Source organism: Streptomyces silvae (assembly GCF_016745505.1).
Lineage (GTDB): Bacteria > Actinomycetota > Actinomycetes > Streptomycetales > Streptomycetaceae > Streptomyces > Streptomyces silvae.
On record NZ_JAERUC010000128.1, the window covers coordinates 1 to 26,132 of the forward strand.

At 69.6% G+C, this 26,132-nt stretch carries 24 protein-coding genes; all 24 read right to left on the reverse strand.

The window, feature by feature from the left end; genetic code table 11:
* Positions 1-25: 25 nt before the first annotated feature.
* The gene (locus tag JKV81_RS19480; RefSeq protein ID WP_014154045.1) at positions 26-472 is read right to left on the reverse strand and encodes a DUF2550 domain-containing protein; all 447 of its coding nucleotides are present in this window, start codon (positions 470-472) and stop codon (positions 26-28) included.
* A gap of 142 nt (positions 473-614) precedes the next feature.
* Positions 615-989 carry a F0F1 ATP synthase subunit epsilon gene (locus JKV81_RS19485; RefSeq protein ID WP_099174454.1) on the reverse strand — a complete coding sequence of 125 codons (375 nt, stop codon included), beginning with the start codon at positions 987-989 and terminating at the stop codon, positions 615-617.
* A gap of 109 nt (positions 990-1,098) precedes the next feature.
* Positions 1,099-2,541 (reverse strand): F0F1 ATP synthase subunit beta, encoded by a 1,443-nt coding sequence (atpD, locus tag JKV81_RS19490; protein WP_099174455.1) that lies wholly within the window; start codon positions 2,539-2,541, stop codon positions 1,099-1,101.
* Positions 2,541-3,458 (reverse strand): F0F1 ATP synthase subunit gamma, encoded by a 918-nt coding sequence (locus JKV81_RS19495; protein WP_099174456.1) that lies wholly within the window; start codon positions 3,456-3,458, stop codon positions 2,541-2,543. The genes atpD and JKV81_RS19495 overlap by 1 nt, the downstream gene beginning before the upstream one ends.
* 3 nt (positions 3,459-3,461) lie before the next feature.
* Positions 3,462-5,033: a F0F1 ATP synthase subunit alpha gene (gene atpA / locus JKV81_RS19500; protein WP_202076951.1), complete on the reverse strand. Its 1,572-nt coding sequence runs from the start codon at positions 5,031-5,033 to the stop codon at positions 3,462-3,464.
* Between the two features lie 147 nt (positions 5,034-5,180).
* A complete protein-coding gene (locus JKV81_RS19505; RefSeq protein ID WP_129265454.1) occupies positions 5,181-5,996 on the reverse strand; it encodes a F0F1 ATP synthase subunit delta in 816 nt (271 codons plus the stop codon).
* Positions 5,993-6,538 carry a F0F1 ATP synthase subunit B gene (locus JKV81_RS19510; protein ID WP_129265453.1) on the reverse strand — a complete coding sequence of 182 codons (546 nt, stop codon included), beginning with the start codon at positions 6,536-6,538 and terminating at the stop codon, positions 5,993-5,995. The genes JKV81_RS19505 and JKV81_RS19510 overlap by 4 nt, the downstream gene beginning before the upstream one ends.
* 42 nt (positions 6,539-6,580) lie before the next feature.
* On the reverse strand, positions 6,581-6,826 hold the full coding sequence (gene atpE / locus JKV81_RS19515) for an ATP synthase F0 subunit C (protein ID WP_014048348.1): 246 nt from the start codon (positions 6,824-6,826) through the stop codon (positions 6,581-6,583).
* A gap of 74 nt (positions 6,827-6,900) precedes the next feature.
* A complete protein-coding gene (gene atpB, locus JKV81_RS19520; RefSeq protein WP_129265452.1) occupies positions 6,901-7,716 on the reverse strand; it encodes a F0F1 ATP synthase subunit A in 816 nt (271 codons plus the stop codon).
* 222 nt (positions 7,717-7,938) lie between these two features.
* Positions 7,939-8,376 (reverse strand): Cg1360 family ATP-synthase-associated protein, encoded by a 438-nt coding sequence (locus JKV81_RS19525; protein ID WP_099174461.1) that lies wholly within the window; start codon positions 8,374-8,376, stop codon positions 7,939-7,941.
* Positions 8,377-8,639: 263 nt separating this feature from the next.
* Entirely contained in the window at positions 8,640-10,007 is a 1,368-nt protein-coding gene (locus JKV81_RS19530; protein ID WP_241748520.1) for an MraY family glycosyltransferase, read from the reverse strand.
* Positions 10,008-10,103: 96 nt separating this feature from the next.
* The gene (gene glyA, locus JKV81_RS19535) at positions 10,104-11,399 is read right to left on the reverse strand and encodes a serine hydroxymethyltransferase (protein ID WP_124274693.1); all 1,296 of its coding nucleotides are present in this window, start codon (positions 11,397-11,399) and stop codon (positions 10,104-10,106) included.
* Positions 11,400-11,536: 137 nt separating this feature from the next.
* On the reverse strand, positions 11,537-12,178 hold the full coding sequence (locus JKV81_RS19540; protein WP_073745241.1) for an arsenate reductase/protein-tyrosine-phosphatase family protein: 642 nt from the start codon (positions 12,176-12,178) through the stop codon (positions 11,537-11,539).
* Positions 12,175-12,822 carry an L-threonylcarbamoyladenylate synthase gene (locus tag JKV81_RS19545; RefSeq protein ID WP_124274692.1) on the reverse strand — a complete coding sequence of 216 codons (648 nt, stop codon included), beginning with the start codon at positions 12,820-12,822 and terminating at the stop codon, positions 12,175-12,177. The genes JKV81_RS19540 and JKV81_RS19545 overlap by 4 nt, the downstream gene beginning before the upstream one ends.
* A gap of 67 nt (positions 12,823-12,889) precedes the next feature.
* Positions 12,890-13,735 carry a peptide chain release factor N(5)-glutamine methyltransferase gene (prmC, locus tag JKV81_RS19550; protein WP_099174465.1) on the reverse strand — a complete coding sequence of 282 codons (846 nt, stop codon included), beginning with the start codon at positions 13,733-13,735 and terminating at the stop codon, positions 12,890-12,892.
* A 52-nt stretch (positions 13,736-13,787) separates the two neighbouring features.
* Positions 13,788-14,864, reverse strand: a complete 1,077-nt coding sequence (gene prfA / locus JKV81_RS19555) for a peptide chain release factor 1 (RefSeq protein ID WP_099174466.1) — start codon at positions 14,862-14,864, stop codon at positions 13,788-13,790.
* A 156-nt stretch (positions 14,865-15,020) separates the two neighbouring features.
* Complete coding sequence (gene rpmE / locus JKV81_RS19560) at positions 15,021-15,245, reverse strand: 50S ribosomal protein L31 (protein WP_099174467.1); 225 nt, start codon at positions 15,243-15,245, stop codon at positions 15,021-15,023.
* A gap of 178 nt (positions 15,246-15,423) precedes the next feature.
* A complete protein-coding gene (locus tag JKV81_RS19565) occupies positions 15,424-16,527 on the reverse strand; it encodes an LCP family protein (protein WP_129265449.1) in 1,104 nt (367 codons plus the stop codon).
* 184 nt (positions 16,528-16,711) lie between these two features.
* Entirely contained in the window at positions 16,712-18,433 is a 1,722-nt protein-coding gene (locus tag JKV81_RS19570) for a trypsin-like serine protease (RefSeq protein WP_129265448.1), read from the reverse strand.
* Between the two features lie 157 nt (positions 18,434-18,590).
* Positions 18,591-20,657 (reverse strand): transcription termination factor Rho, encoded by a 2,067-nt coding sequence (gene rho, locus JKV81_RS19575; protein WP_202076953.1) that lies wholly within the window; start codon positions 20,655-20,657, stop codon positions 18,591-18,593.
* Positions 20,658-21,045: 388 nt separating this feature from the next.
* The gene (thrB, locus tag JKV81_RS19580) at positions 21,046-21,963 is read right to left on the reverse strand and encodes a homoserine kinase (protein WP_124274689.1); all 918 of its coding nucleotides are present in this window, start codon (positions 21,961-21,963) and stop codon (positions 21,046-21,048) included.
* 266 nt (positions 21,964-22,229) lie between these two features.
* Positions 22,230-23,300, reverse strand: coding sequence for a threonine synthase (gene thrC, locus JKV81_RS19585; RefSeq protein ID WP_124274688.1), 1,071 nt, complete (start codon positions 23,298-23,300; stop codon positions 22,230-22,232).
* Between the two features lie 6 nt (positions 23,301-23,306).
* Positions 23,307-24,617, reverse strand: a complete 1,311-nt coding sequence (locus tag JKV81_RS19590) for a homoserine dehydrogenase (RefSeq protein WP_187281830.1) — start codon at positions 24,615-24,617, stop codon at positions 23,307-23,309.
* A gap of 95 nt (positions 24,618-24,712) precedes the next feature.
* Entirely contained in the window at positions 24,713-26,104 is a 1,392-nt protein-coding gene (gene lysA, locus JKV81_RS19595) for a diaminopimelate decarboxylase (RefSeq protein WP_129265446.1), read from the reverse strand.
* Between the last annotated feature and the right edge of the window lie 28 nt (positions 26,105-26,132).

Consider the following 26,132-nt stretch of genomic DNA (forward strand, 5'->3'; position numbering starts at 1 on the left):
GACCCCCAACCAGCGAGCACCTTTTCTAAGCCACATTGACTCGCTGGCCCGGAGGCGCCGCCTCCAGCCAGGCGAGGAAGCCGGTCAGGGCGTCCTCGCTCATCGCCAGCTCCAGGCGTGTCCCCCGGTGGAGACAGCCGAGCACGACGGAGTCGGACAGGAGCGCCAGCTCCTCCTCGCCCTCGGGCAGCCGGCGCGCGACCACCTCGATGGCGGACCGCTCCAGACCGCGGCGCGGACGGGGCGAGTAGGAGAAGACCCGGAACCAGTCGACGCGGTCACCGCTGTACCGCGCGACCCCGTACACCCAGCCTTTGCCGGACGGATCCGGCTCCTCGGACACGTCCCAGCGCAGGCTGCAGTCGAAGGTTCCGCCGGAGCGCTGGATCAGCCGCCTGCGGAGGCCGAAGACGAACAGACCCACCGCGACCAGTACGACGACCAGACCGCCAACCCACAGAGCGAGGACCATCTCCACCGACCTCCTCGCATCGTCGAGTAACGGATACCGAACCGAGCCGAACCGGACTGCACCTGCATCGCCTCAGCCGCGACACGGTCTGGATCGCTCCAGCTCGGGCCGCGGCTGAGTAAAAAACTGCTCGTGGGGACGCTCAGTGCGCCGCCACCGCACGCAGTCGCACGTCCGCGCGCCGCTCGGCGGCAGCGTCCGTGTCCGACTTCGCGCGCTCCAGCGCACGCTCGGCGCGCTGGACGTCGATCTCGTCAGCAAGCTCAGCGATCTCCGCCAGCAGCGAGAGCTTGTTGTCCGCGAACGAGATGAAACCGCCGTGCACAGCGGCGACCACGGTCGCGCCGTCGCTCGTACGGATCGTCACGGGGCCCGATTCCAGCACACCCAGGAGCGGCTGGTGACCGGGCATGACGCCGATGTCGCCGGACGTGGTACGTGCGACAACGAGGGTGGCCTCGCCGGACCAGACACTGCGGTCCGCGGCGACCAGCTCGACATGCAGCTCAGCAGCCAAGGGTGGCTCCTCGGGTCACCACCCGGCGGTCGTGCCGGGTGTCGGTTCAATTCTACGGGGCGTGGTGAGGGGGGCGGGACACACCCACCCCCCTCGGTGAGCCGGAGGCTCAGGAGACGCCGAGCTCCTTGGCGTTGGCCTTCAGGTCCTCGATGCCACCGCACATGAAGAACGCCTGCTCGGGGAAGTGGTCGTACTCCCCGTCACAGATCGCGTTGAACGCGGCGATCGACTCGTCGAGCGGGACGTCCGAACCGTCCAGGCCGGTGAACTGCTTGGCGGCGTGGGTGTTCTGCGACAGGAAGCGCTCGACGCGACGGGCACGGTGGACAACGAGCTTGTCCTCCTCGCCCAGCTCGTCGATACCGAGGATCGCGATGATGTCCTGGAGGTCCTTGTACTTCTGCAGGATCCCCTTGACACGGCTGGCCGTGTCGTAGTGGTCCTGCGCGATGTAGCGCGGGTCCAGGATGCGGGACGTGGAGTCCAGCGGGTCCACGGCCGGGTAGATGCCCTTCTCGGAGATCGGACGGGAGAGAACCGTCGTCGCGTCGAGGTGGGCGAACGTGGTGGCCGGAGCCGGGTCGGTCAGGTCGTCCGCGGGGACGTAGATCGCCTGCATCGAGGTGATCGAGTGACCACGCGTCGAGGTGATGCGCTCCTGGAGCACACCCATCTCGTCGGCCAGGGTCGGCTGGTAACCCACCGCGGACGGCATGCGGCCGAGCAGCGTGGAGACCTCGGAACCGGCCTGCGTGAAGCGGAAGATGTTGTCGATGAAGAGCAGCACGTCCTGCTTCTGCACATCGCGGAAGTACTCCGCCATGGTCAGGGCGGACAGCGCGACCCGGAGACGGGTGCCCGGCGGCTCGTCCATCTGGCCGAAGACCAGCGCGGTCTTGTCCAGGACGCCCGAGTCGGTCATCTCGTCGATGAGGTCGTTGCCCTCACGGGTGCGCTCGCCGACACCGGCGAACACCGACACACCGTCGTGCAGCTTCGCCACACGCATGATCATTTCCTGGATGAGGACCGTCTTGCCGACGCCCGCACCACCGAACAGACCGATCTTTCCACCCTTGACGTACGGGGTGAGAAGGTCGACGACCTTCAGGCCGGTCTCGAACATCTCGGTCTTCGACTCGAGCTGGTCGAAGGCCGGGGCCTTGCGGTGGATCGGCCAGCGCTCGGTGATCTGCGCCTCGGCCTCCGGCTCGTTCAGGATCTTGCCGAGGGTGTTGAACACCTTGCCCTTGGTGATGTCACCGACCGGCACGGTGATGCCCGCGCCCGTGTCGGTCACCGGGGCCTGGCGGACCAGGCCGTCGGTGGGCTGCATCGAGATCGCGCGGACCACGCCGTCACCCAGGTGCTGGGCGACCTCGAGGGTCAGCGTCTTACGAGCGCCGGCCTCGGCCGGGTCGTCGACCTCGACGTGCAGGGCGTTGTAGATCTCCGGCATCGCGTCGACGGGGAACTCCACGTCGACGACCGGGCCGATGACCCGGGCGACGCGGCCCGTGGCAGCGGCCGTCTCAACTGTCGTCGTCATTACTTGTCACTCCCCGCGGACGCGTCGGCCAGAGCACCTGCACCGCCGACGATCTCGCTGATTTCCTGGGTGATTTCGGCCTGTCGGGCCGCGTTGGCAAGCCGGGAGAGGCTCTTGATGAGGTCCCCGGCGTTGTCGGTCGCCGACTTCATCGCGCGGCGGCGGGCAGCGTGCTCGGAAGCGGCGGCCTGCAGCAGTGCGTTGTAGATACGGCTCTCGACGTAGCGCGGCAGAAGGGCGTCGAGGACGTCCTCAGCCGACGGCTCGAAGTCGAACAGCGGAAGGATCTCGCCCTTCTCGGTGCTCTCCTCCTCGACCTTGTCGAGCGACAGCGGCAGCATCCGTCCGTCGACCGCGTTCTGCGTCATCATCGACACGAACTCGGTGAAGACGATGTGCAGCTCGTCGACGCCACCCTCGGCCGTGTCCTTCTGGATGGACGCGATCAGGGGCTCGGCGATCTTCTTGGCATCCGAGTACTCGGGGCTGTCGGTGAAGCCCGTCCACGACCCCGAGACCTTGCGCTCACGGAAGCCGTAGTACGCGACACCCTTGCGGCCGACGATGTACGTGTCGACCTCCTTGCCCTCGGCTGCCAGCCGCTCCCTCAGCCGCTCCGCCGCCTTGATGGCGTTGGAGGAGTAGCCGCCGGCCAGACCGCGGTCGCTCGTGAGGAGCAGGACCGCCGCCCGGGCCGGGGACTCGGCCTCGGTGGTGAGCGGATGGTTGGTGTTCGAGCCGGTCGCGACCGCGGTCACCGCACGGGTGAGCTCGGTCGCGTACGGCATCGACGCCGCCACCTTGCGCTGCGCCTTGACGATGCGCGAGGCGGCGATCATCTCCATCGCCTTGGTGATCTTCTTGGTCGCGGTGACGGCTTGGATGCGGCGCTTGTAAACGCGAAGCTGAGCGCCCATCGATCAGCCCTCGCCCAGGAGCTTGCCGTCCGAGGTCTCGAACTGCTGCTTGAAGGTGGCGATCGCGTCGGCGATCGACTGCAGCGTGTCGTCGGACATCTTGCCGCCCTCGGCGATGCTGGTCAGGAGGTCCTTGCGCTCACGGCGCAGGAACTCCAGCAGCTCGCTCTCGAAGCGGCGGATGTCCTCGACCGGGACGTCGTCCATCTTGCCCGTGGTGCCGGCCCAGACGGAGACGACCTGCTCCTCCATCGGGAACGGGGCGTACTGCGGCTGCTTCAGCAGCTCGACCATGCGCTTACCGCGCTCCAGCGACGCCTTGGAGGCCGCGTCCAGGTCGGAACCGAAGGCGGCGAACGCCTCCAGCTCGCGGTACTGGGCGAGGTCCACACGCAGTCGGCCGGAGACCTGCTTCATGGCCTTGTGCTGGGCGGAGCCACCGACTCGGGAGACCGAGATACCGACGTTGAGCGCCGGACGCTGACCCGCGTTGAACAGGTCGGACTCCAGGAAGCACTGGCCGTCGGTGATGGAGATGACGTTGGTCGGGATGAACGCCGACACGTCGTTCGCCTTGGTCTCGACGATCGGGAGGCCCGTCATCGAACCGGCGCCCATGTCGTCGGAGAGCTTGGCGCAGCGCTCCAGCAGACGCGAGTGCAGGTAGAAGACGTCGCCCGGGTAGGCCTCACGGCCCGGCGGACGGCGCAGCAGAAGCGACACGGCGCGGTAGGCGTCGGCCTGCTTCGAGAGGTCGTCGAAGATGATGAGGACGTGCTTGCCGTCGTACATCCAGTGCTGGCCGATGGCCGAACCGGTGTACGGCGCCAGGTACTTGAAGCCGGCCGGGTCGGACGCCGGGGCGGCGACGATGGTCGTGTACTCGAGCGCGCCGGCCTCTTCGAGGGCACCGCGCACGGAGGCGATGGTGGAGCCCTTCTGACCGATGGCGACGTAGATGCAGCGCACCTGCTTGTTCACGTCGCCCGAGCGCCAGTTGTCGCGCTGGTTGATGATCGTGTCGACGGCCAGAGCGGTCTTACCCGTCTGACGGTCGCCGATGATCAGCTGACGCTGGCCGCGGCCGATCGGCACCATGGCGTCGACGGCCTTGTAGCCGGTCTGCATCGGCTCGTGCACCGACTTACGGACCATGACGCCAGGGGCCTGCAGCTCGAGGGCGCGACGGCCTTCGGTCGCGATCTCGCCGAGACCGTCGATCGGGTTGCCGAGCGGGTCGACGACGCGGCCGAGGTAGCCCTCGCCGACGCCGACGGAGAGCACCTCACCGGTGCGCTGCACCGGCTGGCCCTCCTCGATTCCGCTGAACTCGCCGAGGACGATCGCACCGATCTCGCGCTCCTCGAGGTTGAGGGCGAGACCGAGGGTGCCGTCCTCGAACTTCAGCAGCTCGTTCGCCATGGCGGAGGGCAGGCCCTCCACCTTCGCGATGCCGTCGCCGGCAACGCTGACCGTCCCGACCTCCTCGCGCGAGGCCGCGTCCGGCTGGTACGACTGGACAAAGTTATCCAGTGCGTCCCGGATCTCCTCCGGCCGGATCGTAAGCTCCGCCATCTGGGGTTCCCTGCTCTCCTTGTTGGGCCCGAAGTTTCTCAAAGGGGTCTGGGGGCGACCCCCAGGAATCTTCTGCAATTTCTGCACGGCCCAACCGGGCCGCTGTTCTTGCTCGTTCAGTTGGTGCGGTGTGGGCGCTGCGCGCTGTCAGCCGGCCATCCTGCGGGTGACCTCGTCGAGGCGCTCCGCGATCGTGCCGTTGATGACCTCGTCACCGACGCGCACCGCGATCCCACCGAGGACCTCGGGGTCCACGTCCAGGTTCAGGTGCATCTGCCGGCCGTAGATCTTCGCCAGGGCGGCGCCGAGGCGCTGCTTCTGGCGATCGGACAGCGGCACCGCCGAGGTGACGACGGCGACCATGCGGTCCCGGCGCTCCGCGGCGAGCCTGGACAGGGAGTCGAGTCCCGCTTCCAGGCTACGTCCTCGGGGCTGCGTCACGAGGCGCGTGATCAGGCGCTCGGTGACGGGCTGGGCCTTGCCGCCGAGCAGGCTGCGGAGCAGCGCGCTCTTGGCGGAGGCCGTGGCCGCCCGGTCGGTCAGGGCGGAGCGCAGGGCGACGTCGGAGCCGACGATCCGGCCGAACCGGAAGAGCTCGTCCTCGACGTCGTCGAGCGCACCGGCGCGCTGAGCCGCGGTGAGGTCCGCGGTGTTCGCCAGTTCCTCGACCGAGTCCACCAGGTCACGCGACTGCGACCAGCGGGACCGGACCATGCCGGAGACCAGGTCCACGGCTTCGCCGCCCACCTGGCCCCGCAGGAGCCGTCCGGCCAGCTCGGCCTTGGCCTCGCCGCCCTGCGACGGGTCGGTGAGGACCCGGCGCAGCGATACCTCGCGGTGGAGCAGCGCGGTGACGGCTGCCAGCTCCTCGGCGAGCTTCGCCGCGTCGACCGACGTGGAGTCGGTCAGTGCGTCGAGACGCTCGCGTGCGGCGGCCAGCGCCTCGCGGCTCGCTCCGTTCATCGGACGGCCTCGGCCTTCGCCTCGAGCTCGTCGAGGAAACGGTCGACGGTGCCGCTCTGCCGGGCGTGGTCCTCGAGGGACTCGCCGACGAGCTTGCCGGCCAGGGTGGTGGCGAGGGTGCCCACGTCCTGGCGCAGCGCGGACGCCGCGGCCTTGCGGTCGGCCTCGATCTGGGCGTGGCCGGCCGCGATGATCTCCTCGCGCTGCCGCTGACCTTCCGCCCTCATCTCCTGGATGATGACGGCACCCTGCTCCTGCGCCTCCTGGCGCAGTCGGGCGGCCTCGTGGCGGGCCTCGGCGAGCTGAGCCTTGTACTGCTCAAGAACGCTCTGGGCCTCGGTCTGGGCCGCATCGGCCTTCTCGATACCGCCTTCGATGGCCTCGCGGCGCTCTTCCAGAACCTTCTCGATGTTCGGGAGGAGCTTCTTGGCGAGGAAACCGAAGACGATGGCGAAGGCGATCAGACCGATGATGATCTCAGGAAGCGCCGGGAGCAGCGGGTTCTGGATCTCTTCCTCGGACGCCAGCTGTAGGGCGTTCACATCAATGCCTTTCGTCGCTTCGGGCAGTCGTTATGCCGCGAATTAGTCGACCGGGTAGACGAAGGGCATGACGAGACCGATCAGGGCGAGCGCCTCACAGAGGACGAAGCCGAGGATCTGGTTCGAGCGGATCAGGCCGGCAGCTTCGGGCTGGCGGGCGAGCGCCTGGGTGCCGTTACCGAAGATGATGCCGACGCCGACGCCGGGGCCGATCGCGGCGAGGCCGTAGCCGATGGAACCGAGGTTGCCCGTGATGTTGACGGCGGCGAGGGTCTCAAGAGCGGACATGCCGTTTCTTCCTTCTCTTTCAGAACCGGTGGGGGTTGGCCACCGGACGACTATCGGGGGTGGTGCTGGACTGCTCAGTGCTCCTTGGCGAGAGCACCCTGAATGTAGTTGCAGGCCAGAAGGACGAACACGTAGGCCTGCAGCGCCTGGATGAACAGCTCGAAGGCGGTCATCAGGATGGTCATCACGAACGACACACCGGCGTACGCGATGCCGATGCCGTTCAGCAGGTACCAGCTGGCGATGGTGAAGATCAGCAGCAGCACGTGACCGGCGAACATGTTGGCGAACAGTCGCACGGCGTGCGTGAACGGCCGGATCAGCAGGTTCGACATGATCTCGATGAGCATGACGAAGGGAAGAGCCGGGCCGATCGACGGGTCGTAGCCGGAGATGTTCTTCCAGCCGCCGACGAAGCCGTGCCGCTTGAAGGTCAGGCTGACCCACAGGATGTAGACGATCGCGGCCAGCGCCACCGGGAACCCGATGACCGAGACCACCGGGAACTGGGCGAACGGAATGATCGCCCAGAGGTTCATGATCCAGATGAAGAAGAACAGCGAGACCATGAGGGGCACGTACTTCTTGCCCTCACGCTTGCCGAGCGTCTCGTACACCACACCGGTGCGGATGAAGTCGTAACCCGCCTCGGCGACCATCTGGAGCTTTCCGGGCACCAGCTTCGGCTTGCTGAAGGCGGCCCAGAAGAAGCCGACGACGACAACGGTGCTCAGGACCGCCAGCAGCATCGGCTTGTTGATCTCGATGCCGCCGACGGTGAACATCGGCTCGAAAACAAAGGAGTGCAGGCCAGGAGCCGGGAAGCCGCATCCGTCGAAGATGTGGCAGTCGGTCTCGAAGGCGAGCACCGTCGTCGGGTCAGCACTCACCGCGGGCTCCTTCAGCGTGGCGCATAGGTACGGCAACCTCGTTGTGTCGGCGCGGCAAGCAGCCGCTGGTCGGCACTGGACTGGTGTTACGGATGGGGGGCGGCTCAGGCATTACGCCTCGCGATGAAGCAGGCGCCGATTTTGATGCCCGCGCCCGCTGTGCCGCAGTTGGCACCGGACGATAGCAGGGTCTCGAACGCGCGCTTATCCCGGGCCTACCCCTCACGTCGAAGACCCCATGTTCTCGGGCGTCTTGCCCGTGGACGAGTCCGGCTCGACGTAAAGGATCTTGGTCTTCATGTGGACGCGGATCTGCGCCGCGACCCAGACGAGCGTCGCGGCCATCAACGAGGCGGCGAAGGCCCGCGGGTTGAACAGCGTCGTGTTCTTGAAGGCGGCGACGAAGACGAAGAGCAGCAGCAGCTCGGTCGTGTAGAGCACGAGTCCCATGGCCTGGAACAGGTGCGGCATCGACTTGGCCGTGCGCTGCAGGACGCCGAGCCCGATCCCCATGAAGAGGATCACCACCAGCGTCCCGACCGCAGCGCCGATCGCTCCCTTGCCGCCGGCGAGCGCAGCGCTGACAGCGACGGCGACAACACCGACGGCAGCAGTGGGCACGGCGGTGTGAAGGAGAGTCCGGGCGTCGTTGGACGGCATGGCGGTTACTCCGCATTGCAGGGGGTGGTCAGTGGTCGTCAGGGACGAGCGTAGGCCCGGTCCGAGTCGATGTTTCGGGCCAAAGGACCGTGCTACTCAGGTCCTTCGGCCTCCTCACCGGGCTTCGTGAACGGTATCACAAACTATTTGATGAGGTCTTTACTCAGAAAGTGTGCCAGCTGTCACACATGAGGGTTAACCCGCGCGTGTGTGCAGAACATCACGCCACATTGTCTGATATAGGGGCTTCTGCGTCGGCGGTGCTAACGCGGTGAGTCGGCCCGGTCCCGATCCGTGAAGCGCGAACGGGGGCCGATCGCGGTCGCTCCGTTGACGCCGGACACCCCCACGGCCACCGAGGCCCGTTCCGGCTCCGGAGAGGCCATCTGCGAGCTCTCCGGCCCGTGTTGGGCACCCGGGGCGCCCTCGTCCCCCGCCTCGCCGCCGACGGCCTCCCCGTGGCTGCGGCGCCGGTAGCGCGGCGGCACGAAGGACTCGGCCCAGTGCGGGGCGCGCGGGGTGAAACGGGGCATCAGCAGCAGGACCAGGCCCACGGCGCTGAGCCCCACGATCACCAGCACGATCCACAGCGACGCGGAGTGCACGGAGTAGCCGACGGCGCCGAAGGCGATGAGCGCCGACCAGAAGTACATGATCAGCACGGAACGGCTGTGCGAGTGCCCGATCTCCAGCAGACGGTGGTGCAGGTGTCCGCGGTCCGCGGCGAACGGCGACTGGCCGTTCCAGGTGCGGCGCACGATCGCGAGGATCAGGTCGGCCGCCGGGATCGCGATGATCGTCAGCGGCAGCAGCAGCGGGATGAAGACCGGCAGCATCGCGTGGGTCGCCTGCCGCTCGCTGCCCTCGAAGAGCTTCATCGCGTCCGGGTCGACCTGGCCGGTGACGGAGATCGCGCCGGCGGCCAGCACCAGGCCGATCAGCATCGATCCGGAGTCGCCCATGAAGATCCGGGCGGGGTGCATGTTGTGCGGCAGGAAGCCGAGGCACATCCCCATCAGGATCGCGGCGAAGAGCGTCGCGGGGGCGGCCGCCTCGATCCCGTATCCGTACCAGAGACGGTAGGTGTAGAGGAAGAACGCGGCCGACGCGATGCAGACCATGCCGGCCGCGAGGCCGTCGAGGCCGTCGACGAAGTTGACCGCGTTGATGGTGATCACGACCAGGGCGACCGTGAGCAGCGTGCCCTGCCACTGGGTGAGCGCGACCGTGCCCACACCGGGAATGGGCAGCCACAGGATCGTCAGACCCTGGATGACCATGACCGCGGCGGCGATCATCTGTCCGCCGAGCTTGATCAGCGCGTCGATCTCGAACTTGTCGTCGAGTACGCCGATCAGCCAGATCAGGGCGGCACCGGAGAGCAGTGCTCTGGGTTCGTTGGAGAGTTCGAAGACCCCGTTGAGGTTGAACAGGTGGTCCGCGACGATCAGCCCCGCACACAGTCCGCCGAACATGGCGATGCCACCGAGCCGAGGTGTCGGTTCCCGGTGTACGTCACGCGCGCGGATCGCGGGCATGGCCCCGACCGCGATGGCGAACTTCCGCACCGGCCCGGTCAGCAGATAGGTCACCGCTGCCGTGACACAGAGCGTCAGCAGGTAATCACGCACGGGCTGCCCCACAGAATTCGCCGGCCATCTCAGCCCCACACCCTAGTCTCATGAGCGAGGACACCGAGCCACGGGTAATGGTTCCACCGCCCTCGTCTACCCCGGATACGGCGGATTGCGCTCGGCCAGTCCGCGCACCTCGGCCCGCAGCGCCCCCGGGTCGCCCTCCTCGCGCACGGCCGCGCCGAACAGTTCGGCGATCCGCGCCATGTCGTCCTCGTCCATGCCCTGGGTGGTGACGGCCGCGGTGCCCAGCCGGAGGCCGCGCGCGTCCCCGTACGGCAGGGCGCAGGTGTCCAGGACCATCCCGGCGGCCATGAGCCGCTCGCGGGCGGTGCGGCCGTCGACGCCCAGCGGGGCGGGGTCCGCGACGACGATGTGGGTGTCCGTGCCGCCCGTGGTGACCTCGAAGCCCTCGGCCTCCAGGGCGCTCGCCAGGACCCGGGCGTGCGCGACGACCCGGTGGGCGTAGACCGCGTACGCCGGGGTCGCCGCCTCGCCGAACGCGACGGCCTTCGCCGCGACCGTGTGCATCTGGGCGCCGCCCTGGGTGAACGGGAACACCGCGCGGTCGATCCGCTCGGCCAGCTCGACGCCGCACAGGATCATGCCGCCGCGCGGCCCGCGCAGCACCTTGTGCGTGGTGGCGCACACCACGTCCGCGTACGGGACCGGGCTGGGCGCCGCTCCCCCGGCGATCAGGCCCATCGGATGGGCCGCGTCCGCGATCAGATAGGCGCCGGCCTCGTCGGCGATGTCGCGGAACTGCTCGTAGTCGGGGTGCCGGGGGTACGAGATCGAGCCGCAGACGATCGCCTTGGGGCGTCGCGCCCTGGCGAGGGCGCGCACCTGCGCGTAGTCGATGAGCCCGCTGTCGGGATCGACGCCGTACCCCGCGAACTCGAACCAGCGCCCGGAGAAGTTGCCGGGGGCGCCGTGGGTGAGGTGGCCGCCGTACGGGAGTCCCATGGCCAGCACCGTGTCGCCGGGGCGCAGCAGCGCGGCGTACGCGGCGAGGACGGCCGAGGAGCCGGAGTGCGGCTGGACGTTGGCGTGCTCGGCACCGAACAGCTCCGTCGCCCGCCGGACGGCGACGCGTTCCGCGGCGTCGGCCTGCTCGCAGCCTCCGTGGTGGCGGGCGCCGGGGTAGCCCTCGGCGTACTTGTTGGCGAGGGGGGAGCCGAGGGCGGCGAGGACCGCGGGCGAGGTGAAGTTCTCGGCCGCGATGAGCTGGAGGGTGCTCGACTGCCGCCCGGCCTCGGCCAGCAGGATGCCGCCGATCTCCGGGTCCTGGCGGAGCAGGGCGCCGAAGTCCTGCGGCAGGGCGGTCGCGGCGTCCGGCAGGGGCTTCGGTGGCGCGGCCGCGCGGGCGGCGGGAGTGGTGACCGGCATCGGGGGCTCCGGGCCTGGAGGGGGGTGCGTGGCGTCAGATCCAATGTAGGCCCGCCCCGGGCCGCCTGCCCGCTGCCGGGCGCCCCTCTACGCCGGTCGGCGCATCCCGCCGTGCGGGGGCGTGGGCCGGGCGCACCTCAGTGGGGGGCGCGTACCCCGGTGAGTGCCGTCATGACGGGATCGAGCGCCTGGCTGATCTCGTCACCGATGGAGCGGAAGAACGTGATCGGGGCGCCGTACGGGTCGTAGACCTCGTCCGCCTCCGCGGTGGGGGCCAGCAGCCAGCCGCGCAGGGCCGCCGCGGCGCGCACCAGCGCGCGGGCACGCTCGACGACGCCCTCCTCACGGGCGTCGGGCAGCGTCGCGGGGTCTATGGCCCGCACCAGCCGGGTGAACTCCTTGAGCGTGAAGGTCCGCAGGCCCGCCGAGTGCCCCATGGAGATCACCTGGGCGCGGTGGTCGCGGGTCGCGGTGAGCACCAGGTCGGCGCGGATCACGTGCTCGTCGAGGAGCTCGCGGCCCACGAAGCCGGTGGCGTCGGCGCCGAAGTCGGCGAGGACGACCTCGGCGTTGGCCTCCATGGGTGCGCCCTCGTGCCCCCAGGTGCCCGCGCTCTCGACGATGAGCCCGCCGCTCAGCGGGTCCCCCAGGCGGTCCACGAGGGCATGGCGGGTGAGCCGCTCGGTGATGGGCGAGCGGCAGACGTTGCCGGTGCTGACGTGGAGGATGCGGAAAGTGTCGTGCTGCCCCGCTATGCCACGCCCCTCAGGGGCGGTCAATTGGCCACCTCGAGGTCGGGTACCACCTTGCGGAGTTCCTCGACCGAGAGGGCGCCCGCCCGCAGCAGGACCGGGATCTTGCCGGTGACGTCGACGATCGAGGACGGGACGATCCCGGGGGTCGGGCCGCCGTCGAGGTAGACGGAGACGCTGTCACCGAGCATCTCCTGGGCGGCGTCACAGGTCTCGGGCGAGGGGTGTCCGGTGAGGTTGGCGCTGGAGACGCCCATCGGGCCGACCTCCGTGAGGAGCTCGATGGCGACCGGGTGCAGGGGCATCCGGACGGCCACGGTGCCACGGGTGTCGCCCAGGTCCCACTGGAGGGACGGCTGGTGCTTGGCGACGAGCGTGAGCGCGCCGGGCCAGAACGCGTCGACGAGCTCCCAGGCCTGCTCGGAGAAGTCGGTGACCAGGCCGTGCAGGGTGTTCGGGGAGCCGATCAGGACAGGGGTCGGCATGTTGCGGCCGCGGCCCTTGGCGTCGAGCAGGTCGGCGACGGCCTCCGAGCTGAAGGCGTCCGCACCGATCCCGTACACGGTGTCGGTGGGCAGCACGACCAGTTCGCCGCGGCGGACGGCGGACGCGGCTTCACGCAGGCCGGTCGTACGGTCGGTCGCGTCGTTGCAGTCGTATCGCCGTGCCATCAGCCGGCCTCCTCGGACATGTACGGGTCTGTGGGGTGGGGATCGTGCGGTGCCGGTGTCCCGGTGGTCACGGCATGGCCTTGCGGGCCGTCGCGAACCGGGGCCGGTTGTTCAGGTCGGGGTGGTCGGCCGCGTCGGCCCAGCCACGCTCCTCGGTGAAGATCCACGGCACCTGCCCGCCCTGGGTGTCGGCGTGCTCGATGACGACGAGCCCGCCGGGGCGGAGCAGACGGTGTGCGGTGCGTTCGATGCCGCGGATGGTGTCGAGGCCGTCCTCGCCGGAGAAGAGCGCCATCTGCGGGTCGTGGTCGCGGGCCTCCGGCGCCACGTACTCCCACTCGGTGAGCGGGATGTAGGGCGGGTTGGAGATGACCAGGTCGACCTGGCCGTCGAGCTCGGGGAGGGCGCTCAGCGCGTCTCCGCGGTGGACGGTGACCCTGGACTCCTCGGCGTTCTTCCGGGTCCAGCGCAGGGCGTCCTCGGACAGCTCCACGGCGTGCACACGGGAGCGCGGGACCTCCTGCGCCATGGCGAGCGCGATCGCGCCCGATCCGGTGCAGAGGTCGACGATCAGCGGTTCGACGACGTCCATCGCGCGGACGGCGTCTATCGCCCAGCCGACGACCGACTCGGTCTCCGGGCGCGGGACGAAGACGCCGGGGCCGACCTGGAGTTCCAGGTAGCGGAAGAAGGCGCGGCCGGTGATGTGCTGGAGCGGTTCGCGGGCCTCGCGGCGGGCGATCGTCTCCCAGTAGCGGGCGTCGAAGTCGGCGTCCGGCACGTTGTGCAGCTCGCCCCGCTTGACCCCGTGCACGAACGCGGCGAGTTCCTCGGCGTCGAATCGCGGTGAGGGGACACCGGCGTCGGCCAGCCGCTGGGTGGCCTGGGCCACCTCGGCGAGCAGCAGGTTCATCGCGGTTCTCCGTACGGGTTCACGAGCGGGGCGGGGCTGTGGGGCAGACGGCTTATGCGGCGGCGAGCTTGGCTGCGGAGTCGGCGTCCACGCAGGCCTGGATGACGGCGTCGAGGTCACCGTCGAGGACCTGGTCCAAGTTGTACGCCTTGAAGCCCACCCGGTGGTCCGAGATCCGGTTTTCCGGGTAGTTGTACGTCCGGATCTTCTCCGAGCGGTCCACGGTACGCACCTGGCTGCGGCGCACGTCGGAGGCCTCCTGCTCGGCGGCCTCCTGGGCGGCGGCCAGCAGCCGGGAGCGCAGGATGCGCATGGCCTGCTCCTTGTTCTGGAGCTGGCTCTTCTCGTTCTGGCAGGAGGCGACGACGCCGGTCGGCAGGTGCGTGATGCGCACGGCGGAGTCCGTGGTGTTGACGGACTGGCCGCCGGGGCCCGAGGAGCGGTAGACGTCGATGCGGAGGTCGTTGGCGTGGATCTCCACGTCGACCTCCTCCGCCTCGGGCGTGACGAGCACACCGGCGGCCGAGGTGTGGATGCGGCCCTGCGACTCGGTGGAGGGCACGCGCTGCACGCGGTGCACCCCGCCCTCGTACTTCATCCGGGCCCAGACGCCCTGGCCGGGCTCGGTGGCGCCGTTGCCGCCCTTGGTCTTCACGGCGACCTGGACGTCCTTGTAGCCGCCCAGCTCGGACTCGGTGGAGTCGATGATCTCGGTCTTCCAGCCGACGCGCTCGGCGTACCGCAGGTACATGCGGAGCAGATCGCCGGCGAAGAGGGCGGACTCGTCGCCGCCCGCGCCCGCCTTGATCTCCAGGAGCACGTCCTTGTCGTCGCTGGGGTCGCGCGGGACCAGGAGGAGGCGGAGCTTCTCGGTGATCTCCTCGCGCTGCTTCTCCAGGACCTTGACCTCGGCGGCGAAGTCCGGGTCGTCGGCGGCGAATTCGCGCGCCGTCCCGATGTCGTCGCCGGTCTGCTTCCAGGACCGGTAGGTGGAGACGATCGGGGTCAGCTCCGCGTAGCGCTTGTTCAGCTTGCGCGCGTTGGCCTGGTCGGCGTGGACCGACGGGTCGGCGAGCTTCTTCTCGAGATCGGCGTGCTCGCCGATCAGTTCCTCGACCGCCTCGAACATCTTCGGGCTCCTGGTTTCTGCGTCATACGTCTGCGGGCCTGGCTGGACGGTGTGCCGCCGGTGCCGCTCCCCGGAGGGGCGGCCGGACGCACAGCCGGAAAAAACGCCGGTCCCGGCGCCCCGCTGGAGGGCGTCGGGAACCGGCGCAGTGGCTCGCTACTTGCTGGCGGAGCCGGCAGCCTTGCCGAAGCGGGCCTCGAAGCGGGCCACGCGGCCGCCGGTGTCGAGGATCTTCTGCTTGCCCGTGTAGAACGGGTGGCACTCGGAGCAGACGTCGGCGCGGATGGCGCCGCCCTCAAGGGTGCTCCGGGTGGTGAACGACGCACCGCAGGTGCAGCTGACCTGGGTCTCGACGTACTCGGGGTGAATGTCGCGCTTCAAGGTGTCTCCTAGATTCGGGAGGGCTCCGGGTCGTTCGCGCGGATTGCGCGTCCGTGAACCGGGGCCGACGTACCAGTCTGCCAGGACCGGCCGTATCTCCCAAAACGAGACCTCGGCCGTGTGTATTCCCGTACGCCCGGGGAACGTTCCGCTACCGCGCGGTGACGGAACGTCCCGTTCACCGTACGACGTCCCCCGCGTCGCCCTTGTCACCGGCCGACTTCGCCGTCGCGGACGCCGGGACCGGCTTGTCCTGCTTGAGGGCGGCCCAGACCTGCTCCCCCGCCTTCTTCTGGGGCAGCACCCGGTTCGGGTCCTGGGGGTCGTACTCCACGGGGAGCGTGACCATGTCGACGTCCTTCGAGCCGAGGCCCTTGAGCCCGTTCGCGAAGCCGGTGAGCTTCTTGACGGAGGCCAGCTCGGAGTCGGTGGTGACGGCCTGGGTGGCGGTGTCGGCGAGGCCGAAGAGGGTCTTCGGGTTCGAGAACACCCCGACGCTCTTCGCCTGGTCCATCAGCGCCTTGACGAACGCCTGCTGGAGCTGGATGCGGCCGAGGTCACTGCCGTCGCCGACACTGTGGCGCGTACGGACCAGGCCGAGCGACTGCTCGCCGCTGAGCGTGTGGGTGCCGGGCTTCAGGGCGAGGTGGCTGTCGGGGTCGTCGATCGACTCCGAGGTGGTGACCTTCACCCCGCCGAGCTCGTCGACGAGCTTCTCGAACCCGGTGAAGTCGACCTCGACGTAGTGGTCCATGCGGATGCCGGACATCGCCTCGACGGTCTTCACCGCGCAGGCGGGCCCGCCGACCTGGTACGCCGAGTTGAACATCTGCTCGTGCGCAGCGGCGACCTGCTCACCGGTCGTGTCGCTGGTGCAGGCGGGACGGTCGACGAGGGTGTCGCGCGGGACGGAGACGACGCTCGCGGCGGTGTGGCCCTCGTCGACGTGGACGATCATCGCGGTGTCGGCACGGGCGGAGCCCTCGTCGGCGCCGTACTTCCCGTTGGCACCGGAGCGGGAGTCGGAACCCAGCACCAGGATGTCCTGCGACCCGTTGTCGACGTCGTCGGGGCGGTCGGTTCCCAGGGCGGCGTCGATGTCGACGCCCTTCAGGTTCCCGTCGAGGGTGACGTACGCGTAAGCGAGCCCGGAACCCCCGACGACGACCAGGGCGGCGGCACCCCACAGGGCGACCCGCTTCACCCGCCGCGCCCGCGACGGCTTCCTCCGGCGGCTGCCGGTGCCGCGTATTCGGCCGGCGCTCCTGCTCTGCTCGCTCATGCGATCCCTCTTTCGCTTCTCGCTGCTACCCCCTGCCGTGGTGCACGGGCGCGGTCCGGCGTCACTCGGTGGGACGACCGGAGCACCCAGAAGCGTTGCACAACGAGCCGAGGCCCCCGTCGTGCGACGGGGGCCTCGGGAGGAGCGGGTGAACGGGCCGGTATCCCGGGGCTCACCTGGTCATTCAGCTGACCGTGTAGTAGCTGTTCCAGCCGGTTCCGAGCTTGACCTGTGTGGCGAAGATCTCCGATGTGCCCACGCCCGTCCCCTTGAGGAGGTACAGCGCGCCGGCGGGCGTACGGGCCACGAGGTCGGACTTGGCGTCGCCGTTGACGTCACCCGGCGTGACGAGCAGGTCGTAGGCGGACCAGTTGCTGCGGACCAGTACCGGGGCCTCGAACGGGGCGGTGGACTTGCCCGTGCCCTTGGCGAGGTAGAGGTCGTTGGTGCCACCCCGGCGGAGAAGCAGGTCGTTCTTGCCGTCGTAGGTGAAGTCGCCGTGACCGCGGACCTGGTTGTACACCTGGTATCCGGTCGCGGCCTTGACCGCGGTGTTGAACTTGCCGTTGCCGTAGCTCGGGTAGACCATCAGGTCGCCCGTCGAGGTGACGGCCAGGACATCACCCTTGCCGTCGTTGTTCACGTCGCCGGGGGCGACGATCGCGCGAACCGTCTTCCAGCCGCTGAACATCTTCGTCCTGGCGTAGGTCGAGCTGCTGGCGGAACGGTGCAGCCAGTACACGTCGCCCGTCGTGCCCTCGCGGGCGATGAGGTCCTCGTAACCGTCACGGTCGAGGTCCGTCTGGACGAAGAGGTTGTAGGCGCTGTACGAACCCGCGAAGGCCTTGCGTGCTGCGAGCGCCTCGCCGGTGGAGTTGACGGTGTAGGCGGTCGCACCGGTGGTGCGTGCGAAGAGGTCGGCGCGGTGGTCGCGGCTGAAGCTGGTGTCGTCGATCCGCGGCTGGATCGAGCGGTAGTAGGTCGCGACCTTGGTGTACACGTCGTACGTGCCCCGCATGTTGCAGGCCTCGGTCTGGCTGGCCACACCCCACGAGGTGATGCCGATGACCCGGCCGCTGACGAACATCGGGCTGCCCGAGTCACCGGGGCAGGTGGCCTTGCCCGTCGAGTCGTTTCCGGTGCCGCCCACACCCGCGCAGATCATGTGCCCGGGCTTGTACGCGCCGGGGATGGAGACCGCCGTGTCGAGGCTCTCCGAGCACTCGGCGTCCGAACGCAGCGGCTGCTCGAGGCGCAGGAGGGTGTCCGACAGCGGGGAGAAGTCGTAGTCCGAGCCGGTCATGCCCCACCCGTACGTGGTGGCCACGGTCCCGGCGGTGTAGCGGGCGTTGTCGCCGTACGAGGCGGGCTGGGCCGGCGTGTACGAGAGCGGCTTGGAAAGCGTGAGCAGAGCGACGTCGTTGTCGATCGCGTCCGCGTTGTACGAACCCGCGAAATAGGAGCGGGTGATGCTTACGGCGGTGCCCTCGTCATTGGGGCCGCCGGCGAGCTTGGCCGTTCCGGCGAGCACCAGGCCCTGCCCGACCATGTTCAGCGCTTTGCCGTTCTCGTCCGTCACGCAGTGCGCGGCCGTCATCACCTTGTTGGGAGCGACGAGCGTGCCCCCACAGGTGAAGTAGTAGTAGCCGTCGTTGTCGAACTCGAAGAGAAGCTGAACCATCCAGGGAGCACTGCTGAATGCGGTGCTGGTACCGCCGATGATGCGCGGGGACTTCCCCTGGGGGCTGACCACGGTGGCACCCTTGGGCGGCAGGAACCGCTCGCCGCCGTCGGCGGCCTGGGCGTTGACCGTCAGACCGCTGCCGAGCAGCGCCAGCGCCGCTATGCCGGCGCCTATCAGTCCTCGAAGTTTTCGTACCCGTCCGGCATGACGCGATATGCGCACGCAAGTCTCCCGTTGTCCAATGGCATTTCAGAGAATGTGTGCCGTATGTGGGGGGACTGTGACGGCCAGTTGATATTACACACAGAAATCCGCCCCGTCACTCGAGTAACGGGGCGGATTCCAGGGGTGTTTGGGCTCTCCTGATTCAGAGGTCCGGTCAGTCGTTGCCGTTGCCCGGCGCCGGCGTCGTCTTCTGGATCTGGAGCAGGAACTCCGCGTTGGACTGCGTCTTCTTCATGCGGTCCAGCAGGAGCTCGATCGCCTGCTGCTGGTCGAGCGCGTGGAGCACCCGGCGCAGCTTCCAGACGATCGCCAGCTCGTCGCTGCCGAGCAGGATCTCTTCCTTACGGGTGCTGGACGCGTCCACGTCCACCGCCGGGAAGATGCGCTTGTCCGAGAGCTTCCGGTCGAGCTTGAGCTCCATGTTGCCGGTGCCCTTGAACTCCTCGAAGATCACCTCGTCCATGCGCGAGCCGGTCTCGACGAGCGCGGTGGCCAGGATGGTCAGCGAGCCGCCGTCCTCGATGTTGCGCGCCGCACCGAAGAAGCGCTTCGGCGGGTACAGCGCGGTCGAGTCGACACCACCGGACAGGATGCGGCCGGAGGCCGGTGCCGCCAGGTTGTAGGCGCGGCCCAGGCGGGTGATCGAGTCCAGCAGGACGACCACGTCGTGGCCCAGCTCCACGAGGCGCTTCGCGCGCTCGATGGCGAGCTCGGCGACCGTGGTGTGGTCCTCGGCGGGACGGTCGAAGGTCGAGGAGATGACCTCGCCCTTCACCGACCGCTGCATGTCGGTGACCTCTTCCGGACGCTCGTCGACCAGGACGACCATCAGGTGGCACTCGGGGCTGTTGACCGTGATCGCGTTGGCGATGGCCTGCAGGATCATGGTCTTACCGGTCTTCGGCGGGGCCACGATCAGGCCTCGCTGGCCCTTGCCGATCGGGGCGACCAGGTCGATGATCCGGGTGGTCAGGATGTTGGAGTCGGTCTCCAGACGGAGCCGGTCCTGTGGGTACAGCGGGGTCAGCTTCTGGAACTCGGGACGGCCGCGGCCGGTCTCCGGCGCCATGCCGTTGACGGAGTCCAGACGGACCAGCGCGTTGAACTTCTCGCGGCGCTCGCCGTCCTTGGGCTGGCGCACCGCACCGGTGACGTGGTCACCCTTGCGCAGGCCGTTCTTGCGGACCTGGGCGAGCGAGACGTACACGTCGTTCGGTCCCGGCAGGTAGCCGGAGGTCCGGATGAACGCGTAGTTGTCGAGGATGTCGAGGATGCCCGCGACGGGGATCAGGACGTCGTCGTCGGCCACCTGCACGTCGGTCGCGAAGTCGTCGCGGCCACGACGGCCACGGCGGTCGCGGTAACGCCCGCGGCGCCCACGGCGGCCGCCCTCGTCGTCGTAACCGTCGTCCTGCTGGCCGCCGCCACCCTGCTGGCCCTGGCCCTGGTTCTGGCCGCCGCCCTGCTGGCCCTGACGGCGTCCGCCGCCCTGCTGGCCCTGGTCGTCGCCCTTGCCGCGCCGGTCGCGCTGGCGGTCCCTGCGGTCACCGCGGTCCTGGCGGTCGCCACGGTCACGCCGGCCGTCCTGGCGGTCGCCGCGACGGCCCTCGGCCGTGTCGGCCGCGGACTCGGCCTTGGCGTCGCCCTTCGTCTCGGCGCGCTCGTCGCCGCGGTCCTGACGGCCCTCGGCCTTGGGCTCGCTCTTCGGCTCGGCGTCCGTCCTGGACTCGGCCTTCGGCTCCGCCTTGGTGTCGGGGCTGCCCGCCTGCGCGGTCGCCCGGCGACGGCGGCGCTCGCCCGTCGGCTGCTCGTCGCTGGCCGGCTGGCCCGGGATGTCGATCTGCTGCTGGGCGGCGGCCTTGTCGGCGGCCGGGGCGGCAGCGGTCTCGTCACCGGTGCGCGTCTTGGACGTGGCACGCCGCTTGGGCTTGCTCCCGGCGTCCGTACCGGCGGACGCGGCGGCCTTGGGGGCGGGCGCGGAGGAGCCTCCCGCCTGCGCCTCCTTGATGACCTCGATCAGCTGGCTCTTGCGCATCCGCGCAGTTCCCCTGATGCCGAGGCCGGACGCGACCTGCTGCAGCTCGGCCAGGACCATGCCCTCGAGGCCGGTGCCGGAGCGGCGGCGCCGTGCGGTGGTGCCAGTGGCAGCACCTTCGGCGGGCACGGAGCTGTCGACGCTCTTGTCGGCGCTCACGCCCATCAGATCGGTGGTGTCGCTCACGAAGGGTCCTTCCCTGGAGCGGACGTCGGCCTTCTGGCTCGGCGACCGGTTGTGCTGTCCGACTGCGGTCTGTTGATCGTGTCGATCGCGGACCTTGCCGGGGCGGTGGTCCGCCGGGTACGGCGGAGAGACGAATGTGCGGGGTTCCGGCGCGAGATCCCCCTGCTCGGCCCACTCCTGGACGAGCAAGAGGGTGTCGTGCCGGTTCCGGAGCGTGCTCGAAAGCTCAGGCAGGCTGCTCAGGCAGTCGGGGAGGCTCCCGGAAGAGTGGTGGTCCCGGAGGGGGACACGAAGCAACGCGCCACGAAGACGTCGATTGCTGACTTGAGGTTAACACTACCGGCTCCAACAAACATTCCCCCTCTCATGCACCGGCAATCACGTGGGATTACGCGGCGAGCGGCAACACGCTCGCACCCGTGGCGTCGAGGGCGAGCCGGTTCGCGGCCCAGCCCTCACCCGCCAGCCGGGCGACCTTGTCGGCCGAACCCTCCTCCGTCAGTGCGAGCACGGTCGGCCCCGCACCGGAGATGACAGCGGGGACACCGTCGGCGCGCAGCCGGTTCACCAGCTCCACGCTCTGCGGCATCGCCGGGCCCCGGTATTCCTGGTGGATCCGGTCCTCCGTGGCCGCGAGCAGCAGCTCGGGCCGCCGCGTCAGGGCCTCGACCAGCAGGGCCGCGCGGCCGGCGTTGGCCGCGGCGTCCACATGGGGGACGGTGCGCGGCAGCAGGCCGCGGGCGGTCTCGGTGAGCACCGGGGTGGCCGGGACGAAGACCACCGGCACGACGGAGTCGGCGGGGTCCATCCGGATCGCCCTGGCGGCTCCGCCGTCCGTCCAGGCGAGCGTGAAGCCGCCGAGCAGACAGGCGGCGACGTTGTCGGGGTGGCCCTCGATCTCGGTGGCCAGCTCCAGCAGCGCGGCGTCGTCGAGGCGGGCCTCGCCGCCCGTCGTCACGGCGCGGGCGGCGACGATCCCGGCGCAGATGGCGGCGGACGAGGATCCGAGGCCGCGGCCGTGCGGGATGCGGTTGGCGCAGACGATCTCCAGGCCTCGGGGCTGTCCGCCGAGCAGGTCGAAGGCCGTGCGCAGGGAGCGTACGAGCAGGTGGCTCTCGTCGCGGGGCAGCGTCTCGGCGCCCTCACCCGCGATGTCGATGTGCAGCCCGGAATCGGCGACCCGGACGACGACGTCGTCGTAGAGCCCCAGCGAGAGGCCGAGGGCGTCGAAACCCGGGCCCAGATTGGCGCTGGTTGCGGGGACGCGCACCCGGACGGCGGCGGCTCGGAACGCGGGACCGGCCATCGGTTGGACGACTCTTCCTGTACGGCGGCGGGGATGTGGTGCAGGGTACTTCGACGTGCGTGGGGTGCCGTTGCGCGGGGGGACGGGGGGCCCGGCAGTCACGACGGCTGCAGCACCGCGGCGGATGCGGCGGGGCGGGTCGTACACAGCTTATCGAAGGAAGGTTCTGTGGCGACATAGGGCGCACGGGAGGCGCACGATGCGTGTCGCACACCTCCCATGCGCTCTCCGCCCCCGAAGGGCGGCTGAGCTGCGGCGGACGCCGGCTACGCGAGGCCCAGCTTCTCGGCCGCGGCCACCGCGTCGACCGGGACGGTCACCGGCTGCGGAGCACCCGCGACGGCCCAGTCGGGGTCCTTGAGGCCGTTGCCCGTGACGGTGCAGACGATCTTCTGGCCGGGGTCGACCTTGCCCTCGTCGGCGGCCTTGAGCAGACCGGCCACCGAGGCCGCCGACGCGGGCTCCACGAAGACACCCTCCTGGGAGGCCAGCAGGCGGTACGCCGACAGGATCTGACGGTCCGTCACATCGTCGATGAAGCCGCCCGACTCGTCGCGCGCGTCCAGGGCGAACTGCCAGGACGCCGGGTTGCCGATGCGGATCGCGGTGGCGATGGTCGCCGGGTCCTTGACGATCTCGCCGCGCACGATCGGCGCGGAGCCGGACGCCTGGAAGCCCCACATGCGCGGGGCGCGCGTGGAGATGCCGTCCTTGGCGTACTCCCTGTAGCCCCGCCAGTAGGCCGTGATGTTGCCCGCGTTGCCCACCGGCAGGACGTGGATGTCCGGGGCGTCGCCGAGCGCGTCGACGATCTCGAACGCGGCGGTCTTCTGGCCTTCGATCCGGACCGGGTTGACCGAATTGACCAGCGCCACCGGGTAGTTGTCCGAGAGGCTGCGGGCCAGGGTCAGGCAGTCGTCGAAGTTCCCGTCGACCTGGAGGATCTTGGCGCCGTGGACGAGCGCCTGCCCCATCTTGCCGAGCGCGATCTTGCCCTGCGGCACGAGGACCGCGCAGACCATGCCCGCGCGCACCGCGTAGGCGGCGGCGGAGGCGGAGGTGTTGCCGGTGGAGGCGCAGATGACGGCCTGCGCACCCTCCTCCTTGGCCCGGGTGATCGCCATGGTCATGCCGCGGTCCTTGAACGAACCGGTGGGGTTGGCGCCCTCGACCTTGAGGTGCACCTCGCAGCCCGTGCGCTCGGAGAGGACCTGCGCCGGGACGAGCGGCGTGCCGCCCTCACGGAGTGTGACGACCGGCGTCGTGCTCGTGACCGGAAGACGGTCCCGGTACTCCTCGATGATGCCGCGCCACTGGTGGGTGCCCTTGCTGGTCATGGGTCCTTACTCCCCTTCAACACGCATGATGCTGGCGACACCGCGCACGGTGTCGAGCTTGCGCAGCGCTTCGACGGTCCCGGAGAGGGCAGCGTCGGGCGCGCGGTGGGTGACGACGACGAGGGAGGCCTCGCCGCCGGTTTCCTGACTGTCAGGCCGACTCTGCTGGCGGACCGTATCGATGGATACGCCCTGTTCGGCGAAGACCGTCGCGACCTGGGCGAGCACGCCAGGCTTGTCGGCCACGTCGAGACTGATGTGGTAGCGCGTGACGACATCGCCCATGGGGCTGACCGGCAGACGCGTGTACGCGGACTCACCGGGGCCGGTGGTCTCGCCGATGATGTTGCGGCATACGGCGACGAGGTCGCCCAGGACCGCGGAGGCCGTCGGGGCGCCGCCGGCGCCGGGCCCGTAGAACATGAGCTGTCCGGCCGCCTCGGCCTCGACGAAGACCGCGTTGTACGCCTCGCGCACGGAGGCCAGCGGGTGGCTGAGCGGGATCATCGCGGGGTGCACGCGGGCGGTGACGGAATTGCCGTCGGCGGCGCGCTCGCAGATCGCGAGGAGCTTGACGGTACAGCCCATGCGGCGGGCGGAGGCGATGTCGGCGGCGGTGACCTCGGTGATGCCCTCGCGGTGCACCTCCCCGATCTTCACCCGGGTGTGGAAGGCGATCCCGGCGAGGATGGCGGCCTTCGCGGCGGCGTCGAAGCCCTCGACGTCGGCGGTGGGGTCGGCCTCGGCGTAACCGAGGGCGGTGGCCTCGTCGAGCGCCTCGGAATACCCGGCTCCGCTCGTGTCCATCCGGTCGAGGATGAAGTTGGTCGTGCCGTTGACGATGCCCAGCACCCGGTTGACCTTGTCGCCGGCGAGGGACTCGCGCAGCGGCCGTACGAGCGGGATGGCCCCGGCCACGGCCGCCTCGTAGTAGAGGTCCCGGCCGTTCCTCTCGGCGGCGGCGTGGAGCGCCGAGCCATCCTCGGCGAGCAGCGCCTTGTTGGCCGAGACGACGCCCGCGCCGTGCTCGAAGGCGGTCGTGATGAGCGTACGGGCGGGCTCGATGCCCCCGATGACCTCGACGACGACGTCGATGTCGCCCCGTTTGACCAGGGCGGTCGCATCGGTGGTGATCAGTGCGGGGTCGATGCCCTCCCGCACCTTGGAGGGCCGGCGGACGGCGACACCGGCGAGCTCGACCGGTGCGCCGATGCGCGCGGCGAGGTCGTCGGCGTGCGTCGTCATGATGCGCGCCACCTCTGAGCCGACCACTCCACAGCCCAGCAGCGCCACCTTCAGCGGACGCGTACGCATCATCCGACCTCGTTTCTCATACTTCTGATGTGTGGACCAGTCTCACTCACCGGACGGGGGTTTCTGCCACCCGTCCGGATTTTGAGATGTGAATTTCATCAGCCGACATCGAGACGCAGGAGATCTTCCTCCGTCTCGCGCCGGACGATGACCCGCGCTTCCCCGTCGCGCACGGCGACGACCGGCGGGCGCAGGGCGTGGTTGTAGTTGCTCGCCATGGAGCGGCAGTACGCACCGGTGGCGGGCACGGCGATCAGGTCGCCCGGCGCCAGGTCGGACGGCAGGAACGCGTCCTTGACCACGATGTCACCGCTCTCGCAGTGCTTGCCGACGACCCTGACGAGCATGGGCTCGGCGTCGGAGCTGCGGGAGACGAGCGCCACGCTGTACTCGGCGTCGTACAGGGCGGTGCGGATGTTGTCCGACATGCCGCCGTCGACGCTGACGTACGTCCGCAGGCCTTCGAGGGGCTTGATGGTGCCGACCTCGTACAGCGTGAAGGCGGTGGGGCCGACGATCGCGCGGCCCGGTTCGACGGAGATGCGCGGGGTCCGCAGACCGGCCGACTCGCACTCGCGGGTCACGATGTCGCTGAGCGCCTTGGCGATCTCGTGCGGCTCGCGGGGGTCGTCCTCGGAGGTGTACGCGATCCCGAGGCCGCCGCCGAGGTCGATCTCGGGGAGCTCGACGCCGTGCTCGTCGCGGACCTCGGCGAGCAGCTGCACCACGCGCCGCGCGGAGACCTCGAAGCCGGCCATGTCGAAGATCTGCGAGCCGATGTGCGAGTGGATGCCGATGAGCTCGATGCCGTCCAGGGTGAGGGCCCTGCGGACCGCCTCGGCCGCCAGTCCGTCCGCCAGCGCGATGCCGAACTTCTGGTCCTCGTGGGCGGTGGCGATGAACTCGTGGGTGTGGGCCTCGACGCCGACCGTGACGCGGATCTGCACGCGCTGGCGGACGCCGAGCCGCTGGGCGACGTGCGCGACGCGGACGATCTCCTGGAAGGAGTCGAGGACGATGCGCCCGACGCCCGCCTCGACGGCCCGCTCGATCTCGGCGACGGTCTTGTTGTTGCCGTGAAAGGCGATGCGCTCGGCGGGCATCCCGGCGTCCAGCGCGGTGGCCAGCTCGCCGCCGGAGCAGACGTCGAGGTTCAGCCCCTCCTCCTGGAGCCAGCGCACCACGGCACGCGAGAGGAAGGCCTTGCCGGCGTAGAAGACGTCGGCGTCCGGTCCGAAGGCGTCGGACCAGGCGCGGCAGCGGGCCCGGAAGTCGGACTCGTCCAGGAAGTACGCCGGGGTGCCGAACTCCTCGGCCAAGCGGGCGACTTCGATCCCGCCGACGGTGAGCGCGCCGTCCGCGTCACGGGTGACGGTACGGGACCAGACCTTCGGGTCCAGCTCGTTGAGGTCGGTGGCCGGGGCGGTGTAGTGACCCTCGGGGTAGACGTCGGCGTGACGGGGCCCGGCGGGGTGTGCGGATCGGCTCATCGTTCTGCTCTGCTCTCTCAAGTCTCTC

Bases quoted from the DNA above. Each gene is read 5' to 3' on its own strand.
- JKV81_RS19545 (WP_124274692.1), bottom strand. From the start codon at position 12,822: ATGGCACGGCGATACGACTGCAACGACGCGACCGACCGTACGACCGGC.
- lysA (WP_129265446.1), bottom strand. From the start codon at position 26,104: ATGAGCCGATCCGCACACCCCGCCGGGCCCCGTCACGCCGACGTCTAC.
- prmC (WP_099174465.1), bottom strand. From the start codon at position 13,735: ATGAACCTGCTGCTCGCCGAGGTGGCCCAGGCCACCCAGCGGCTGGCC.
- thrC (WP_124274688.1), bottom strand. From the start codon at position 23,300: ATGACCAGCAAGGGCACCCACCAGTGGCGCGGCATCATCGAGGAGTAC.
- JKV81_RS19495 (WP_099174456.1), bottom strand. From the start codon at position 3,458: ATGGGCGCTCAGCTTCGCGTTTACAAGCGCCGCATCCAAGCCGTCACC.
- thrB (WP_124274689.1), bottom strand. From the start codon at position 21,963: ATGGCCGGTCCCGCGTTCCGAGCCGCCGCCGTCCGGGTGCGCGTCCCC.
- prfA (WP_099174466.1), bottom strand. From the start codon at position 14,864: ATGTTCGAGGCGGTCGAGGAACTGATCGGCGAGCACGCCGATCTCGAG.
- JKV81_RS19480 (WP_014154045.1), bottom strand. From the start codon at position 472: ATGGTCCTCGCTCTGTGGGTTGGCGGTCTGGTCGTCGTACTGGTCGCG.
- JKV81_RS19590 (WP_187281830.1), bottom strand. From the start codon at position 24,617: ATGATGCGTACGCGTCCGCTGAAGGTGGCGCTGCTGGGCTGTGGAGTG.
- JKV81_RS19525 (WP_099174461.1), bottom strand. From the start codon at position 8,376: ATGCCGTCCAACGACGCCCGGACTCTCCTTCACACCGCCGTGCCCACT.
- atpD (WP_099174455.1), bottom strand. From the start codon at position 2,541: ATGACGACGACAGTTGAGACGGCCGCTGCCACGGGCCGCGTCGCCCGG.
- JKV81_RS19565 (WP_129265449.1), bottom strand. From the start codon at position 16,527: ATGAGCGAGCAGAGCAGGAGCGCCGGCCGAATACGCGGCACCGGCAGC.
- JKV81_RS19505 (WP_129265454.1), bottom strand. From the start codon at position 5,996: ATGAACGGAGCGAGCCGCGAGGCGCTGGCCGCCGCACGCGAGCGTCTC.
- glyA (WP_124274693.1), bottom strand. From the start codon at position 11,399: ATGCCGGTCACCACTCCCGCCGCCCGCGCGGCCGCGCCACCGAAGCCC.
- atpE (WP_014048348.1), bottom strand. From the start codon at position 6,826: ATGTCCGCTCTTGAGACCCTCGCCGCCGTCAACATCACGGGCAACCTC.
- atpA (WP_202076951.1), bottom strand. From the start codon at position 5,033: ATGGCGGAGCTTACGATCCGGCCGGAGGAGATCCGGGACGCACTGGAT.